The sequence below is a fragment of the Cloacibacterium sp. TD35 genome, assembly GCF_028864635.1.
Classification (GTDB): Bacteria; Bacteroidota; Bacteroidia; order Flavobacteriales; family Weeksellaceae; genus Cloacibacterium.
Genome location: NZ_CP104850.1, coordinates 1 through 19,419, shown reverse-complemented (window position 1 = coordinate 19,419; position 19,419 = coordinate 1). Strand labels below are relative to the sequence as shown.

Below are 19,419 nucleotides of genomic sequence, written 5' to 3'. Positions count from 1 at the left end.
TCATATAGATAAAGTGCTTACTTTTGCACCACTTTAACACAGTGATGAAACAAAAAAGGTTTCTTAGCTCAGTTGGTAGAGCAACGGATTGAAAATCCGTGTGTCCCTGGTTCGATTCCTGGAGAAACCACGTTGAAATGTTCAATTTCAAGCAATTGCCCTTAAATCGCAAGATTTAGGGGCTTTTTGTTTTTATTAGATATCAAATAATATCAATTTTTCTCAATTCGTGAGGTGACCTATTCGGTTACCTCTAAATTTTTTAGCATATAGGTAACCGAATTCTCTGGAAAAGCCCATGAATAAGCTTGTTTTATTTTTGAACATCTTGTGAAAAGGGGCACTTTAAATTTATTTTAACCTTTAAAGTCACCAGTATGAATGCAAAAGTTTCGGTATTATTCTATGCGAAAAAATCCAAAACAAAATCTAATTTACGCGTTCCTATTTATTTGCGAATTACCGTGAATGGAAAGCGCGCAGAATTTTCTACTGGAAAAGATGTTGAAATTTCCAAATGGAGTTCCGCTCAAAATCGTTTAAAGGGTAATTCTGAAGAAGCGAGAGCTATAAATAAGTATTTAGACATCTTGCAATCCAATGTTCTAATCTTGGAAAACAAATTAGCGATGTCAAGGGAAAGTTTCGCTGCATTAGACATTAAAAACTTATTAACAGGTGCAAATACTACTGAAAGATACCTCATTCCAACTTTTGAAGAACACAATTCCAAAATTGAAAAACTTTTGGGTAAGGAATACGCACCAGCTACACTTAAGAATTTTAAAACTTGCTTGGCTCATTTAAAAGAATTTTTGTGGAAGGTTCATAAAAAATCTGATATTGATATTCAGAAATTGGAACCGTCATTTCTAAACGATTTTGATTTTTTCTTGCGATCCAAACCCAATATAAATAATAATTCAGCAGTAAAACACACCAAAAATTTAAGTAAAATATTAAAATTGTGTTATCAGAATAATTGGATTGAAAAAGATTTGGTAATTTTTTACAAAGGTAAATTCCAGGAAGTTAATGTTAATTTTCTTACGGAGGAAGAAATAAGAACAATTAAAAATAAAGATTTTATTGGTAAAGGTTTAAATCTAGTTAGAGATATCTTTATTTTCAGTTGTTACACGGGATTAGCGTATGTTGATATTTTTAATCTTACAAATGAACAAATTACTATAGGTGTTGATGGAAACCTTTGGGTAATAACAAATCGTCAAAAAACTGGGACAAATTCAAATATTCCTCTTTTACCAATAGCAGAAGAAATTATTAAAAAATATGAAAATCATCCCTTAGTTTCCAATTCTGGAAAGTTGTTGCCAGTCTATTCAAACCAAAAAATAAATGAATACTTAAAAACAATAGCTGATAATTGTAATATTAATAAAAAACTTACTTTTCATTGTGCAAGACATACATTTGCTACTACTGTTACTTTATCTAATAATGTATCAATGGAGAGCGTAAGTAAAATGCTTGGGCATAAAAGCATTAAAACTACTCAACATTATGCTAAAATTTTAGATAAAAAAGTAAGTGAAGACATGAATAATTTAAAAAAACGCTTAATCAGAAAGAAGTAATTTTATGAATAAAAAAATATTTTATTAAATTAAAAGTAAACATTTAATTGCTCTAGTAATTGTAAAGGACATGCTTATTTTATACAGAGTTAACAAGTGCTAAAGTTTAACTTAAAAAATCTATTTCTATCTATAATGATAATTTTAAAAAAGTTACAATATTAATAATAGTTATAGAAATTATTAGATATTATGATTAAGACTCTAATTATTTTAATTATGATAGATTATTGCCTTTTTAAGTATTTAGAAATTGATTTTTTTAATTATAGTTCTGCGAGTTGTAGAATTAAATAATTTCAACTTGACAATAGAAATAAAAAGCTACCTTCTACTCCCAAAGACAGTAAAATAGAATTTTAATGGATATGAATTTTAGGATATCTGAAATATTTTATATAAAACTATATTTTGGATACCGTGTTGAGTTTATTAATATACTCAGATATAACAGAATTTGAAGATCGAGTATGTAGGGAGATTTAGAGATCTCTTTTGGTTTCTGTATTTATTTTGACCTAATGAGCGATTGGAAGGTGTAGCCCATAAAGGCTTTGCATGTTGCTAGGAAGGTATTAAACATAATTCCAAATTATAGGGAGTATGTAGGGATGATGGCGGAAGCCCGCCGAGACAGCTCCAGTGTATATAATGTTCATTATGTTACTTGTTGCGGACAGTGGTGGTTTTGGAACCTTGACGATGTTATTAAAAACTAAACGTTTCAATGTGTTTGTAGGTCACGGATTAGAAACCTGAGTCATGGGGGTAACCTTAACTAAAAAACAAACCTCTCTAAAATTGTTTCTAAAGAGGTTGAATTTTATTTTGTTTAATGATTATTTTCTAAAAAGAGGAGTTGTGTAACAGTTAAACCTGTTGTGGGAAATGCTTCTATTTAATCTCATAACTTCCGTCTGTATCACGAGGTCTTTTGCTTTTTAATAACCAACAGCTTGAATTATCATCGGATATTGCAATGTAATTGGATTTGCCTTTCTTGTCTAATAAATCTTTCTCCTTTATCATTCTCATTTTCCATTTAGGAAAATTTACAGGTGGCGTAAAATCTGTAGCAATTGCTTCAAGGTCTTTGTTACATAGTTCAAGAACAAGTTTCTTAAAGTATTCTCTCCATTCTGAATAAATGAAGTATTCTAACTCCCTAAATCTGTCAAACAATCTACGCTTGGTTGCTCCTGCAATATGCCAATAAGACCACCAATAACAATAGAAATCATAATTGCCTGCAATTTCAATAGATAATAATGCTCGCCTTAAATCATTGTTTAGATTGTCTTCAGAGTTGAAGTGGGTATTCATTACAGAAGTTAGTGTTGAGAATAACTGGAAATCAAAATTTTCGGGATTTTTGTCATAATCCATACAATAGAAAAGAAATTCGATTCTTCCTCTGAGTAATTCATTGTCTTCTGCACTAAAAATTGTTTCACGATAGTTAGGGTACTGAATAATTAATTTGGCTTTAGTTTTCTCTTCTTCGATTTGTTCTTTAGCGAATTGTGATTTTAATGAAGTTATTGTCGAGAGGTTATTATATATATCTGAACAATACTCGGATAATTCATTTATTAGGTTCACAGCACCATCAAAAGCCTGAGGACTTCTAACTATGTCGGGTCTATTACCATCCTTGTCAACATCCCCTCTCGAAACTATATTTCTTACTACTCTCATCCATTCCTCAAATTTTTCTTTGTTGAAAGTGTTATTTCTTTTGAGATATTCAGTTTGAGCAAAAAAGAGTATTTTTTGAGTATAAGTTGCACTATTTATTTGGACAGTTGAATAAGTATTGTCATCAAAAACTATCTCTGAAAGAATAGATTTTCGTGAGGAATGCCTCCACATAATAAAAGAAGGCTTAAGATCAGTATTCTCCTTATAAACCTTTTCGTAAATATTAAATGTGTCTGTTAGGTATTCAAAACTACTTTTAGTGAAATGTCCAGGTCTGATTGAGTTAGGTTGCTCTTGTATTGTTGTAATAAGATTAGTTCTTTCCTCTGCTTTAGTTATTGTTCTATCAATAGCTTGTCTAATCATACAAACGGATGCAATCATACGCATAAACGCTTCATCAATTGTATTGTTTTTCCTGAATTGATGCCAAAAATAATCAGTCCATACAGTATCAATTTTAAATGCAAATGAATCTTGAATACTTGTTAAAGTTTCCCACTTTTCATCTTCTACTTTCTTTTGTAAACTAGCTTTAAAGTTTTCAAATGGTGTCAGTAATTTTCCTCTTGCATTCATTTTTATGTAAAGATCATCTGTTAAGCCAATATTCTCAAGTTCAACATAATAAAATGAAATTAGATTTGGTTTTTTATTCAGGATTTCCCAAAGATTATCAACTTTATTAAATTGTTTATGAATATCATCGATGGTTCTAAGCATTGCATCTATTGTTGGGTCGCTCTTCCAAGAGAGAAAAAACCAATTTGAATCTATAATTAAATCACTGATATTAGAGTTGGAATCAGGTATGTCAATATCATTTTCAATTAGTGCAAGGCAAAAATCTCTTGAAGTTATGCGTGTTTCGTACGAAAATTTGCTAAGGAGTATTTTTGTGTTAGTAAATAGTTCTTTATCTTTTGCAGCAGAATACCAATGCAAAAGGAATAATGTTGTTAATCTCTGCTGACCATCCAAAGGTTGAAATGCTCCATTTTGGCAACTACCATAAATAAAATCAAGTTTAATTGGATTATTTGTTGTTATTGATTCATACAATGCCTTTAGAAAATTAAGTCTTATTTCCTTTTTGTCTTTCCTACCCTGAGCATAATCTCTCTGAATAATCGGAATCTCGAGTTTATGTGCTTGGATTAACTCAGTAAACCCAAGTATTTTTCCTTTGTATGTTGAATTTGTCATGTCTATGCAGTTATATAGTTATTGAGAACTTTAAAAAGGTCAGCTTCATATTTTACTCTATCATCTTGAGTCCAAAAAGAAATTTTAGGTGGATATTCACTGAAATATTTCAAGAATACATTTTTGGTACAAATAGGTATAAAAACTCCAGACTTGTCCCTATTTATGATTGTCTTCCTTTTTAATGGAAAAACAGCGTTTTTATAACCTCTATTTGTTTGAGAATCCAATAAAGTAAGATTCGATAAGTCATTTATATCCTCATCATTTATATCTGAATTAAAATGTGAAACTATGTCTTCAAATAAACTTTTGAATTCATCATCGTTAGTTACATCACATTTATTTGCTCTTTCCTTTAGCTCTTTTCCTCCCTCTTTAGTGTCGTCAATAAACGCTGATGCATCTTGAACCCAATCGCCACGATTTTTATCTGGAATAGCGTCTTTAACTGAAGTTATATGTTCAATATCCCAATTTTCATTTTTAAAGATGTCAAAAGGGAAATATGAATTGTCTTTTTCGCTGTTAAGCATTGTCAGAATGTTGTATAAAAGGAGCACCCATTTAACATTCTTATCACCATATTGTAAATCCTCAAGTGAAATATTTTTGAGATTATCTTTAATTTGACTATCTAGAAACTGTCTGAATTCAGTTTTGGTTAATGTACTTGATTTTTTGTACAAAGTTTTTATTGAAGCAGCATTGATACATACCAAGAACCCAATTTTGTGATATAAATCTCGTTCGTTAAACCACTCATTAAATCTTAGGTAATAATCTTTGATTTCCTTCCAATTTTCTTCAACTGCTTCTTGAGTTTTGCTATTGAATTTTTTACTGAAAAATCTAAAAGTTGAATAAGAGTCATTTTTATCTCCTTCTTCATTCATTAGGTCGAATATTAATTCTATTCTATTGGTTGAGATCTTATTTCCTGAAATAAAATACCATAATCTATCATTTTGAAGTGATTGCTCAATTTGATCCCATTCAGTTGCAATTTCGAGTTGACGTAACTTCAACTTCTCTAGTTTACTTTTTTCAAAATTTGAGCTATTTAAAAATAGCGCTTTTATGAGTTCGGAGTTAGTTAAAGGAATTTTCCCAATGTTTATTCTTGTGAAGATAGATATAGGATTTTCTTCATTGCTTTGATACCAAATTACCTTTGAATGGAACTTAAACTTGGAACGAAAATCACTTTTATCAAAATTGTCACCCTTTGAATCAAACCACTGATTAATTTTTTGGTAAGCATTATTAATGTAGTAAAAATCAATGTTTTCCTCAACAATATTATTTATATCTAAAGAGTTAAGAAAATCACTTGTTCCTTGTCTAGTTTGATAGTCTAGTCCAAAAAGTTTATCTCGCTTCTCTGGAACATAGTCTTGATTTAAATATTGAAGAATCAAGAAGATAGTTGTTAGTCTTTGTTGGCCGTCAATAACTTCAAACTCGGGTGTTTTACCGTCTAAAGATGATATTTCTTTAACAACAATAGGTTGCAGGCAGTACCAAGTTTTTTCATCTGTGTCACCGATGAGTCTAGGCTTAAATTCATTTATGTCATTCAATAAGTCTTCCACCTCTTTGGGTGTCCATTTATAGCCTCTCTGATAAGCTGGAATAAAAAATGAGTACTGATTCAGCTCATTAATAGTCTTTAATTCTAATATATTTTCCATAAGTTATTTGTTTAATTAGCATTTCCAACAACTCATAATATACGCATCTTTCAAATATGATAAAAACGAATAACTTATTGAAGATTAATTAAAAATCTTTTTGTAAGCGTTTGTGTGAATTGAGTAATATGAGTTTCGGCTTATTAGTTTATAACAAATTTATACAAAATAAATTAACTTAAGAAACTGAAAATGTATATTTTGTGTTAAATGTGGATAATTAATAAAAAAAATCTATCTCGGTGGAGATAGATTCTTGTGTTATTTTTTGAGGAGTTTTGTCTGGTAGGTTTTGTCTCCGATTTTCAGGTTGATGAAGTAGAGTCCTTTTGGATATGTTGTAAGGTCTATTGGGGCATCTTTCAGTTGGGTAAACTGTTTCTCCAGTATTTTGTTTCCTGCTACATTGAAAATGGTATATGAACCACTTTGGTTGGCTGTACGGCTGTCTGATTTGATGTAAGCAACATCAGCTGTTGGGTTTGGATATGCAATGAGCTGATGATTTTGCTGTGCAAATTCTGTAGCATTGAGTACGCCCCCTGCGAAATTGTAGAGGTAAGCGAATGCTTGGAAATATTGGTCTGTGATTACTTTATCGTGAATGATTAGGGTGTTTTCATCATTTTTGGTTTCTGCAGAAGTTGACCAGTTGTGAGAGCCTGTCAAGACTTGAGGGTCCGAACCCGCATTGTAATTGTCTACCAACATGAATTTGTGGTGTAAAATTCCAGCTCCTGAATATTTTACCACTTTTGTAGTTCCAATGGCAGATTGTAAAGCTGCAAAGTCATTCCCCGTTGGGTTTTGGCTGTCGAATACTGCATTGATGGTTGACAAACCTGCATTGTATTTGTTGATTAAAGCATCACGGATATCGTCTCTAGTGATGAGCATATCTGCAATTTCTATGTCTGTATTGGCCGAGTTGATGACATTCACAATTTTAGCTGTCACTCCATCAGAAGGGCTGAAATAGGCATTGACTACTTTGCCCCCAATTACAAAATTGTGAGGTGTGTTGTCTGTTTTATATGGTCCGAATTTTGAAAGTGTGGTATTTGGTGTAAGAGTACTAGAACCCCACATTTCTTCAAACTCGCTTTTATAGGCTTGTGCTAAAGCTTGGTCTTGAATAGCAATGGCATTGTTTTTATCTGGACCATCAATTTGAACGGCAGTCCAGTTGGTAGAACCTGTCCATACCCAAGGGGTGTTTGGGTCTGAGCTGTCGGCATCGAAAATGACAAATTTGTTGTGCATGATACCATAGTCAGAAGTTGTAGGACTAGGTAATTTGGGAATAGCAGGATTGAGCAAAGGAATCATCACACTAGAAGTGCTTCCATCATAGATTACTCTTACTTTCACCCCACGAGCATATGCACTATTGATTGCCCCAGCAATTCCTGTAGAGCTATCTGGAGAGTAGCTGTTGTAAATGGCAATATCTAAGGTGCTTTGACAAGCGTTGATATAATCAATGAGTTTGTTATCCAGTTGGTCTGCCAAGTTTACGGCATTTTGATATTGCGCTAAGGTATTGTTTACGGTATGGTTGAAATAGACATTCATTACCCCTGTAGAGGCTGATTTTGCCACAATATAATTGGCTTTTGCAGTTCTGGAAGTATCGTCATTAAAAGTATATTCCAGTTTGATGACCTGTGCAGGATTAAGGCTGTCTAGGACAAAAGTGTTTTGATTCACTGCCTGTGCAATTCTCTTTAGGGTTTGGGTTTTGTTGTCAAAAGCTTTGAGTGAAACGCCTTTATTGAAGGTAACTTCAATTTTATTGTCCTTGTAGTTTAAGGTATAGTCGGATTCTTGAATGGTCTGAGCTTGAGAATTAACCGCGAATAAAACGGTGGCAAAAAATAAGTTGGTAAAAGTTTTTATCATAAACTGGTATTTTTACAAATTTAATTAATATTCTATTGAAACTTGTAAATATCTAAATATAAGTTATAGCAAACTGACAAAATTAACTTGTTGAGCTTTAATTCCTTTTTATAGGCCTACTAAAGGGAGTCTAATGTTTTTTAAGGCTGAACTTCATGATTGGATTAGAGAAAATAAAGTTTATTCCGAAGACGATGTTGAGGAATTCATAAGAATAAGCGGAAAAAAAAAGAAAAAAGAGCTAAGTCTTGTTTTTTTTAATTTTTTTACATATTAATTGAATTATATGCGTCATCCTTTGGCGCATTGACTTTCTAATTTTGTGCCAATAAAATAATTAAAACCATGAAAAAAGATTTCTTTTTGGCACGTTATGCTTTAATCATAAAGCGACTTGAGCGTTGTCCTGCAACTTATGAAGAAATAGAAAATTATCTTCTCAATTCGAGGGAATTTCAAGACGCTAATGTATATCAATATTCAATTAGAACTCTGCAAAGAGACATAAAAGATATCAATTCTTTATTTAATCTTGTTATCCAGAATAAAAAGAAGGGTGATAATAGATATTTTATTGCGAGTAGACCAGTAATGGAAGTTGATGAGTATAATCAGAGACTCTTAGAGTCTTATCAGATTATAAATGCAATTAATACTTATCCAGATTTTGCAGATTTTGTTTTTTTAGAGTCAAGAAAACCAAGGGGAATTGATTCTTTCTATGATTTGCTTTTTGCAATAAGAAATAAAAAAGTTGTTGAATTTGAACATTATAGTTTTCTTAATCAAAAGGTTACAAAAAGAAAAGTTCATCCACTTGCTCTAAAAGAATCTAAAGATCGTTGGTACCTTTTTGCAGTAGATACCAAAGATAAAAAAACAAAATCTTTTGGATTGGATCGGATAAGATATTTAGATGTTTATAAAGCTTCTTTTAAAGAGAAGTATAAAATAGATGTAAAGGAACATTTCAAAAATTCTTTTGGAGTGATGAATCTAGAAGAACAAAAACCTCACAAAATTGTTTTGGAATGCACTAAGCAACAAGCAGAATATATTAAAAGTTTTCCTTTACATTCAACTCAAGAGATATCTCTTGAGAATAGTGAAAAAGTAATATTTGAGATGTGTCTTCACCCTACTTATGATTTTATGCAAGAGATTCTTTCTTATGGTAAGGAAGTGAAAGTTTTAGAACCACAATGTTTGATAGATGATATTAAAATTCATTTGCAAGAGAGTATTAAAAACTACTTTTCTTAACTAAATAGTTTTTAATTTAATCCGCCTTTATAGGCGGATTTTTTTATTTACGTCAACTTTTGGCGCTTCGAAAAAATAGTTTTGTCCAATAAATTAAATATTAAAATTATGGACAAAATTACCAGGCAAAGAATTGCAAAACTTCATCCCAAAGTAAGAGAAGAAGTAACTAAGATTATTAATCAGTGTGATGAATCATTAAATGGAAGAGCCAAGATTAGAATTACCCAAGGACTCAGAACTTTTGAAGAACAAGAACTATTATATGCGAGAGGAAGGCTCACAAAAGAAAAGAAAGTGACTAATGCTAAAGCAGGACAAAGTATACATAATTATGGTTTGGCAGTTGATATATGTCTGATTATTGATGGAAAAGAAGCAAGTTTTGATACTAAAAAAGATTGGGATGGGGACCAAATTGCCGATTGGTATGAATGTGTTAAAATATTTGCAAAAAATGGTTGGGATTGGGGAGGTAACTGGGTTAGATTTAAAGATTTGCCTCATTTTGAACGAAGATACCTACCAGTTTCTAAAAACTTTACTAAGGTAAGTTGGCGCAATCTAATTAAAATGAAAAGAGACATATTGGGATATGTAATTTTTTAACATTAATTTCTTACGACGAGTTTTGGCGTAACCTTCATCTACATTTGTTTTATTAATTCACTACAATATAATTCAAGGAAGATTATCATTCTTTATCTCTATTAATGAATTATTTTGTTTTCACCTTTAAACAAACACCAAATAATGAGCAAAAAAATTACTATACTTTCTCTTGATGGAGGAGGGATAAGAGGAATTATTCCTTGTATTATTTTGAAATACATAGAAGAGCAACTTCAGCAAAAAGATAATCCTAGTTTAAAATTGGGGGATTATTTTGATTTGATTGCAGGTAGTAGTACTGGCGGAATTTTAGCTTCAATTTTACTTTATCCAGAAGAAAATAAGAAAGCTAAATTTTCTATCCAGAAAGCATTTGAATTATACTCTGAAAAAGGAGAAAATATTTTTAGTGTTGGATTTTGGGAAAGATTGGTAAATCCTTTTGGTCTTTTCAGTGAAAAAATTTCTGAAGAAGAATTAGAGAAACACCTTTTAGATTTTTTTGGAAATCTTGAATTGAAAGATTTAGCAAAACCATCTTTAATTACAGCATATGATATTGAGAATAGAAAAGCTCAACTGTTTAATTCGTGGGATGCAAAACTACCCACTAATAATTTTCTAGTCAGAGATATTTGTAGAGCTACTTCTGCAGCGCCAACATATTTTTCTCCTGCTAAAATTAAATCAGTTTATGGACAATATTTTAGTTTGATAGATGGAGGTTTGTTTGCCAATAATCCTGCACTTTGTGCCTATGCTGAGGCTAGAAAAATTCCTTTTTCAGAGGTTTTGAAATCTCACATGAAGCCAAATAGACCATCAATAAATGATATGATTATTGTTTCCGTTGGAACTGGTTCAGAAACTAAACCTTACTCTTATAAAAGTTTAGAAAAGGCAGGGAAAATAAAGTGGATTAGTCCAGTGATTGATATTTTGATGTCCTCTAATGCAGAGACCGTAGATTATCAACTTACTCAAATGTTCCAAACCCTTGGAAATAGAAACCAAAAAAATTATTATAGATTAAATCCTTCTCTTAAAAATGCTTCTCCAGAAATGGATAATGTAAAACAAGATAATCTTGATGCATTAATACAAGCTGGACTTTCTTTTGTAAATGAAAACAAAGAAGCACTTAATCAAATTGTTCAGAAACTGATCAAAAATAAAATTTAACACGACGAGTTCTGGCGCTTCTTAGGTATACCTTTGAATCAAACATAAATACAAAACAAAAAACACAAATGATGAAAAATTTCTATTAGATAAAAATATTGCGAAGAGTTTTGTCGCCTTCAAAATTTATCTTTGAAATATCAAAATAGCACTAAACACAAAATATTATGAAACCAAAATTTCTAAAATTCTTATTTGAACAGTCCATAATGTTCATTAGAGAAAAACTCTTTAAAAAGAAAGAGAAAGACGCATAGATAACTAAAAATTTTACGATTTCCATTATTTCAATCCGACACTTTACAGTGAATCGAACAGCAAGAATTATGCATTAAAATCACAAAATTTTTCGCGAATAATTTAAAAATGTTTAACAAAAAAATGAAAAAAAATGAAAACATCTGAAGACGTTCCTGATGTTTTTCAGGAAAAAGAAATCTCTATTGCATCATTAACTAAAGAAGAAAAAGAAGAGCTCCATTCAGAATGTGAGTTAAAGGAAATGGAACAATTTTTTTCTAAAGAGTTTGATGAAATGGAATTGAGATTTCAAGATTATGAACTTAATTATTAACAATCAAAACTGAATTTTATGAAGGAAGGCTTTTTAGAACAATGGATAGGAATTTTTCTAATGAAATTTTTATCCTTTTAGGAGACATTATTAACACTTAAAAACAAAAAAATGAAATCAAAACAAGAATTAAGAAAAGTTTTCGAAAATGGAGATAAACCAAAACAAGAAGATTTTTGGGAATGGCAAGACTCTTTTTGGCACAAAGAGGATGAAGGAGATATTATTCCTGCAAATAGAGTTGATTTATCTAAAAAGGCAGATTTAGTAAATGGGAAAGTCCCATCAGAACAATTACCAAGCTATGTAGATGATATTTTAGAATATGATGCCATGGAAGATTTTCCAATAAATGGAGAAGTGGGTAAATTATTTTTAGCTAAAAATTCTAACAGACTATATAGATGGAGTGGTTCACAGTATGTGGATATTACACCTTCTGAGGCAGATACATTAGACAGAGTATCATTGAGAGGAAGCGTTTCTTCAACCTCTATTTCTATAAAAGATTCTAGTAAAGCATCTTTGAATTATGTGGCCACTCCATCAGTTGGTGCAGATTCTAATATATATTTTGGAGGAATGTCAGCAGTTGCTACAGGTGGCGGTAATTCTAGTTTTTCAGCAGAAGGATTAAAAGTATTATCTTCAGGTGACTACAACTCATCTTTTGGGTGGGGGTCTTTACAGACGTTAACAACTGGTAGAGGTAATGTTGCTATTGGTGCTGCAATGACAGGAAACGCAGGAGGTAATATTACCGGAAAACATAATGTATGTGTTGGAACATCTGCTGGGAATAATATAAAAGAAGATGCACAAAGAAACGTATTGGTTGGAAGCTCAACAGGCTCATATATTACATCTGGAAAAGATAATGTAATGATTGGATATGGATCTGGGATAGGAATTTCTTCTGGAAATAACAATGTCTTTATTGGAGCAAGGGCAGGAGGAACTTCTACCAATGCTGCCTACAACTTCAGTAATAAGCTTTGTATTCATAGTATTCCTTCAACTACTTCTTCTAACTTTTGGGATAATGCTACACCAGGACATGGGCATAATGATTATTCTACAGGTCTTATTACGGGTGATTTTGTTGAGAGATGGGTGAAATTTAACGGTAAATTTATTATAGGTGCAGGTTATATGCCAAGTGCAGATGCTTCTTATACAAAAAACATTGTGGCAAATCCTGATGGTACTTTTGGCTGGGAAGATAAAAAGGCATTAGAAATTAATGCTTCTAAAGGAACAACTTTTCCTAGTACATCAAACTCAGGAGACTTGTTCTTTAACACTTCAGATAACAAGCATTATGGGTTTGATGGGACTAACTGGAATGCTCTTTACTAATATTTTAATTATCAAAAACAATCGTTTATGAAATCAAAACAAGAACTAAAAAAAGTCTTTGAAAATGGAGACAAACCCAAGCAAGAGGATTTCTGGGAGTGGCAAGACTCTTATTGGCATAAGGAAGAAAAGATTCCTATAAGTCAAATTAATGGTTATGGAATATCAAATTTTAAAGAAGGTGAAAATTATAAAAAATACGATTTAGTAGCTTTTGAAGGAGGGATTTACCGTAGTGAAGTAGATGATAATAAGAGGAATATAGTGTTGGACAGTTCATGGAAGAAAATAACAATCCCTGAAGATATTAGATATATACTCTATACTAAAATAGGTGTTGAACCATTCATCCCATTGGAAAATGTTAATGCAGGAGATAATGTTGTATTTATTCCAGAAGATGAGCTTATTAATAATGATATTTATGTTTGTCAGAATATACATAATGATTATATAGCCGGTCAACCTTTACCTATTAATATTGATTCAGATCTTTTTTATATATGCATTCCTTTTGAAAATAGAATAATCACAGACTCTAATTATTGTGAAAATATTTTAGCTAGACCATATAGTTCTAATTTTTATAAAAGAGATAATGATAATAATTTAATAGTTTATACACTTATTTCATGCCCTGCTACAGAAAATTTTGAAAAGATTCTAAACCCCGATTGGAAATTACTCTCCGAAATAAACAAAACAAAATATGCGATTAATGAAGAACTAAATATAGGTATTTATGACGGTAGAACATTATACAGAACTGTTATTGAAAGAGATATTACTGAAATGGAAACAAGTGTAGATTTGATTCATTTATCAATAGATAAAATTATAAATTATGATGCTTTATTTTTAAATGTTCGTAAAGGCCAAAGAATATATAGTAAAGGTGGGGTAATCTTAAATAGTGACTTTGTAGATGGTAAATATGAAATTTATGGAAAATTTATCCAAAATATTTATTTAATGGAATGGGATAAACTGATAATTATAAATAACCATAGTTATATTAATTCAGAAGGACAAGAGATAATAGAACCTAATGAAACTGGGAGAACTTCTGTTAGAGTTATTCTTGAGTATACTAAAAACGAGGATTAAAAAGCCAAAAATTTGTTACGACACGTTTTGGTGTCACTGCAAATTTCAGAAACTAATCAAAGATTCAAAAAGCATTTAATTTAATGAAATTCAATAATTTATAATTATTGGACAGCATATCTTATGCTTGAAAACTAAAAAAACACTCTTATTTGCGCAAATACAGAGAGTAAATCTCAAAAAACAAATTATTAACAATTTAAAAAAAATAAAAATGTTACCAGAACAAAATATGAACAACAATAACAGTAAAAATAATGCATCACAAACATTATTTAGATTTGTAAGCCTTAGAAATCCACAGCTTACAGAAACTCACCCTGAGAAAAATCTTGGGTTTGTACACCTCTCAAAAGATCATTCAATTCTTTTTGGAGAAGCTATTCCAGTTGGAATTTGGGATAGTTCTAACGGCTCTAAAATTACAGCCTTAGAGAATCAAATTTCTATAATAGATTCTCAAAATAGCAACTATTTTTATAAAACAAAAAGTGAGGTAGTAACAGATTTTTCAGATTATTTCCCAGCTGCTGAAAAAATTGCAAAAAATGAGTTAGAGAATATTGTAAATTTTTTGCCTCAGACTGTTACTTTTCCTTCTTCCTATTCAAAATTATGGGATAATTTGATTTATCAAGTACTGACACAAAAAGATTTTTATGTAAAAGAATCTATTCTGCAAGTTATAAAAGCTATTCATTTTTCTTTACACCAAAATAATGAATCTCACTTAATTCTTAGAGATGCAAAAGTAGTTTTGCCAGGGAGATTGTTTGTTGATAGTATTATAGATGATGGGATAGATGCGGAAGATACTCCTAATGTATTTACCGTAAATGAAAGCTTAATTTCTACTTCTTACATTGCGGAGGATCCCGATTTTAACAGACTTTCAGCTTCAACAGAGAGAAAATTAGCAAACTACGCTAAAAAAAATCAAGAATTGGCACTAGCAATTTCAGAAAAATCTAGGATAGATCATCTGAAGTCAGAGATTAATCTTATTTCTAAAAATTATCAGAGAGACTATAACAATGCACTAAAAACTTCTCAAGAAGACTATCTGACAAGTATTGAACCATTGTTGGATGAATATGAAGCTCAGTTAAATCTTGTTAGATATTCTTTTACAGAGGAACAGACATCTGAAGAACAACAAGCCCTTTTAGATGCAGTTCCTTATCCTACCTTACCAAATTTCCAATTTAGTTATTCGACTTTTGATTCAGAATATCTCAAAGAAAAACTTTCTCAGAAATCATTTGAAACAATGTCAGATGTTTTGAATAGAGAGTTTGTGGGTGGCTATAATGTAGAATCTTCGAATCAAACTATTCAAAGTTTCAATAATGAGGCATCACCAGATGTAAGAATTCTACCAGTAGAGGGAGTTTTTACACAAGAAGAATTAGATAGAATGATTAATGCCCAAAATTCTGAATTTGCAACCAAAATAGTTACTGCTACTGAATTAGATAAAGAAGAATATGCTAATATTGGTGGTGCGTCTGTTCGTATTCAAAATGTTACTGCTCAGAATCCTTTTTCAGCTGTATTAACTCCTAAAGTCAATATTAGATGGGATATAGTTGATTTTAAACAGCTTTATGATTTTGATTTGGTTTTAGAAGTACCAGATACTTCTTGGGAAATAGATGCTTTAGAATGTCAAGTGAAAGGTTCTCTTGGAAACATCCTTGAATTTATTCCTAAAGAGTTCTCAATTGATGGATTAAAATTATTGATTAATAATATCTTTAATGATCAGTTCACAATTTCTGAATTATACGACTTTACAGAGTTTACCGCAAAATTTTATTTCAAGAATAATAGAGAGGGTATACTTACTTTTAAATTAAACGATCCTACGGTTGATCACTATTTTGCAAAATTAGTATTAGCTCAAGGAAACACAGGTAAAAAAGCATTTAACCCTAAAAATTTTGGAATTAAAAGATTAGGTGTAGCAGACTATTTAAAAGTAGTTCAAAGTGTGCATGCTTATGTGCCTGGTGAAGTTTCAAATATTGAAAATGTAATGGCAAGTGAACTTCGACATAAATCAATATCAGAGAGAACACTTACAGAAACTACTACAACAACTACAAAGTTCCAAGAAGTAGAAAAAATGACCGATACTTCGAAAGTGAATCGTTCAGAAATGCAGAGCGAGGTAGCGAGAGAATTAGATAGACAGCAAAATATAGAGGCACACACCTCATATAGTGCTAACGGTGCAGCTTGGAAATTTGATATGGGAGGTAGTTTTGCAAACAGCAATGCACAAAGAGAAAGTACAAGACAGGCTACTATTAAAGCGCAAGAAATAACAGAGCGTGCATTGGAACGTGTAGTTTCAAAAATTTCAGAGGAGAGAATCCAGAAAATAGTGCATGATGTTCAGTTGAATAATGTACATGAATTTGACAATCGAGGCAAAATTGGAAGTGATGTTACTCCGCAGCATATTACTGGGGTTTACAGATGGGTAGATAAAAAAGTGAAGAATCAAATTTTTAATTATGGAAAACGTACCATGTTTGAATTTATGATTCCTGAACCTGCACGACTACATAGGCTGGCAACAAAATCGGTTAAAACAATATTAACTCCACCTATAGATCCAAGAAAGGTTACTGGCATTAAGCAGATGAAAGATGCAACATCAGAAGAAGCTACAATTCAATATTGGGCAGATTATTATAAAGTGAAATTAGAGCAAATGCCAGAGAAATTTAAATCGGTTTCAGAATCTAAGATGAATCCAGGTAATTCCGGAATTATAGAATATGATATCCCACAAAATTATTTGTGCGAAAAATTTGAAGGTTCTGTTTCTTATAAAAGAAGTTCTGGATGGATTACCAATGCAAAAATATGGGTTTATCATCCATTAGATGGCAAACAAATTTACTATAATAGTGATTCTAACGGAAATATAACTCCAATTTCTGGTCTCAATATTCAGGATAAACTAAAATTATCATACAAAGGACAAGACCTTAGCACAGTTACCATTACTCTGAAGCTAAGTTGTAAATTATCTGATGTCTTTGTCAATAATTGGAAAAAAACAAGTTTTGATGCGATTATTGAAGAATATGATAAGCAGTACGCAGATTTTAAACAAGCTCAGGCAGATGCAGACGCCGCATCTAAGGCGGAAGAAGAAAAGAATAAAGATAAAGTAAGCACATTCTACCGTGAAATGGAAAGCAATATCTTAAAGCATAATTGTATTGCTTATTTACTACAAGACTATAATGGTATTGGTAAAGCTCTTTCTACAGACGACAATCAGACCATGGAAAGTTTTAGTGTAACCATAGATGAGAATTTAGATGCTTACACTTCACTTGCCAAATTTTTAGAACAAGCCTTTGAGTGGAATGTGATGGATTATACTTTCTATCCTTATTACTGGGCAGAAAATAAACATTGGAAAGAAATGTACTTATCAGAAGAGCTAGATCCATTGTTTAGAAATTTCTTGCAAGCAGGTATGGCAAGAGTAGTAGTAACGGTAAAGCCTGGTTTTGAAGATGCAGTAAATTTCTATATGGCAACTGGCAAAATCTGGAATGGTGGTGAAGTACCAGTAATTGGTGATCCTATGTTTCTTTCTATAGCAGATGAGCTTAGAGAGCCTACAGGCAAACCACAAGGCAAATATTGGATTAGTACTATCCCTACCTCTCTTACCATTTTACAGGCAAAATCTGCAGGTTTAGAAGTTACAGATGCTTTACCAATTTTCCCAGAAACAGATTTAGAAAACTGTGAAAATCCAGATGAATTGGTTTTTGAAAGTCCTTTTGCATTACTAGAAGATGCTAAAATGGAAGGAAGCGACTTAGCAACTACTTTGCCTAGAGAAGTTACAAATGTAATTGTTACAAACTAAATTTAAAAATCTTTTTGAAGTCTCTCTCATTTTTTTGAGAGAGATTTTGAAAAAAATTAACTTTTAAAAATTAAAATTATGTATAGTTTATTAAGCCCAAATGTACAAAGCTTACTCGATGAATTGGATAGAAAGGACGCAAAAAACAGCATCATTAGAATTCCTTACAAATTACTCGCTGAAACCGAAATAAAACCTGGTTTAGATTTAAATGGAAAAGTTGCAGAGGATTTGAAAGATGTTTCTTATTTAAAGGAAATTCAAAATTCTCAAAAAAAATTTTGGGAGAAAAATTCTGTAATTTTCAAAAAATCTGATAATGAATTGTTTGGAATGATGAAAGACTTATTTACTGATGTTTCTATGTTTGAAATGGAATCTATAGGTTTAGATATGTGTCAAAAATTTTTTAATGGTACAAAAGGAAACTATATGGATAAAAGATTAATAAAACATGTCTTTGGAAGTGATGAGTTTCAAGAATATCACAAAAAAATAACAAATAGTATCAAGGCTGTCATTTATGAAGGTACAGCAGATTTAAAATTTTTAAATAATAAGCCGTTGTATATACCAAGAATGAGTTTTGATGGATTTATAAATAATGCTATGGGACTAGGAATTACAATTCATCAAGTTTATGCTACAAAGATAGAATTAATTAACTATTTTTGTGATTTAAAAAGGAAATATTGGACAGGAACTTTTCGTTATACTTTGTATGATCATTTTGGACTAGATTGGAACGATATTTTGCTTCACGGAGAAGATTATAAACCATCACCAAATACGGGGAATCATTTTAAAGCATGGTATCTGCTACAAAGATACAGAAAAGCAAAACCATTTATTGTAGAATTAAAAAAAGATATATATTCTGATGGAAAATTTTAGAAAAAACAAATTATGGTATTTTATTTTATCATTATTTATAATAAATTGGCTCACATATTTTTTTCATTCTTTAATAGGAATTGGAGTTGTTCAATCTTTCATTATTGATGTATTAACTATTTTATTAATTTTCATTTTTCTTATTGTTAAAAGGTTTAAAATTTCAACTTATTTTTATATTTATATAATTTTAATTGTACTTATAATTATTCTAAAAAATTATTTTCTATATCAATATTTAGATAATTTTTCAATGTAATAAATGGATATTATTATATTCACCCGCTCTCCGAAGTTGAGAAACTTCGGAGTTTTTATTTTTACAATATAACCATAGACAAAAACCTAGATGATTAGGCTTCACTCGTTAGATTTATGGAACAAGCATTTTAGTAGGAAAAAATCTCTTATGACTTCTATCCT

General features: G+C 31.0%; 12 protein-coding genes and 1 tRNA gene. 10 read left to right on the top strand and 3 right to left on the bottom strand.

The window, feature by feature from the left end:
* Window positions 1-57: 57 nt before the first annotated feature.
* Window positions 58-130: transfer RNA gene (locus tag N7277_RS00065), tRNA-Phe, on the top strand.
* Between the two features lie 247 nt (window positions 131-377).
* Window positions 378-1,598, top strand: coding sequence for a site-specific integrase (locus tag N7277_RS00060; protein ID WP_274779760.1), 1,221 nt, complete (start codon window positions 378-380; stop codon window positions 1,596-1,598).
* An 894-nt stretch (window positions 1,599-2,492) separates the two neighbouring features.
* Here the strand turns inward: N7277_RS00060 and N7277_RS00055 are convergent.
* The 3 genes from N7277_RS00055 to N7277_RS00045 form a co-directional block, all read right to left on the bottom strand.
* Complete coding sequence (locus tag N7277_RS00055; protein WP_274779759.1) at window positions 2,493-4,505, bottom strand: DUF262 domain-containing protein; 2,013 nt, start codon at window positions 4,503-4,505, stop codon at window positions 2,493-2,495.
* Between the two features lie 2 nt (window positions 4,506-4,507).
* A complete protein-coding gene (locus tag N7277_RS00050) occupies window positions 4,508-6,199 on the bottom strand; it encodes a DUF262 domain-containing protein (RefSeq protein WP_274779758.1) in 1,692 nt (563 codons plus the stop codon).
* Between the two features lie 261 nt (window positions 6,200-6,460).
* Window positions 6,461-8,101, bottom strand: coding sequence for a phospholipase D-like domain-containing protein (locus N7277_RS00045; protein ID WP_274779757.1), 1,641 nt, complete (start codon window positions 8,099-8,101; stop codon window positions 6,461-6,463).
* A 345-nt stretch (window positions 8,102-8,446) separates the two neighbouring features.
* Here N7277_RS00045 and N7277_RS00040 point away from each other — a divergent pair, with 345 nt between their 5' ends.
* From N7277_RS00040 to N7277_RS00005, 8 genes are all read left to right on the top strand, one after another.
* The gene (locus N7277_RS00040; RefSeq protein WP_274779756.1) at window positions 8,447-9,364 is read left to right on the top strand and encodes a helix-turn-helix transcriptional regulator; all 918 of its coding nucleotides are present in this window, start codon (window positions 8,447-8,449) and stop codon (window positions 9,362-9,364) included.
* A gap of 108 nt (window positions 9,365-9,472) precedes the next feature.
* Window positions 9,473-9,973, top strand: a complete 501-nt coding sequence (locus tag N7277_RS00035; RefSeq protein ID WP_274779755.1) for a M15 family metallopeptidase — start codon at window positions 9,473-9,475, stop codon at window positions 9,971-9,973.
* A gap of 144 nt (window positions 9,974-10,117) precedes the next feature.
* On the top strand, window positions 10,118-11,158 hold the full coding sequence (locus N7277_RS00030; RefSeq protein WP_274779754.1) for a patatin-like phospholipase family protein: 1,041 nt from the start codon (window positions 10,118-10,120) through the stop codon (window positions 11,156-11,158).
* 391 nt (window positions 11,159-11,549) lie between these two features.
* Complete coding sequence (locus N7277_RS00025) at window positions 11,550-11,732, top strand: hypothetical protein (RefSeq protein WP_274779753.1); 183 nt, start codon at window positions 11,550-11,552, stop codon at window positions 11,730-11,732.
* 111 nt (window positions 11,733-11,843) lie between these two features.
* Window positions 11,844-13,091 carry a hypothetical protein gene (locus N7277_RS00020; protein ID WP_274779752.1) on the top strand — a complete coding sequence of 416 codons (1,248 nt, stop codon included), beginning with the start codon at window positions 11,844-11,846 and terminating at the stop codon, window positions 13,089-13,091.
* A 27-nt stretch (window positions 13,092-13,118) separates the two neighbouring features.
* Window positions 13,119-14,198, top strand: a complete 1,080-nt coding sequence (locus N7277_RS00015; protein WP_274779751.1) for a hypothetical protein — start codon at window positions 13,119-13,121, stop codon at window positions 14,196-14,198.
* 214 nt (window positions 14,199-14,412) lie between these two features.
* Window positions 14,413-18,102 carry a hypothetical protein gene (locus N7277_RS00010; RefSeq protein WP_274779750.1) on the top strand — a complete coding sequence of 1,230 codons (3,690 nt, stop codon included), beginning with the start codon at window positions 14,413-14,415 and terminating at the stop codon, window positions 18,100-18,102.
* 78 nt (window positions 18,103-18,180) lie between these two features.
* Entirely contained in the window at window positions 18,181-18,996 is an 816-nt protein-coding gene (locus tag N7277_RS00005; RefSeq protein WP_274779749.1) for a DUF3289 family protein, read from the top strand.
* Window positions 18,997-19,419 lie beyond the last annotated feature (423 nt).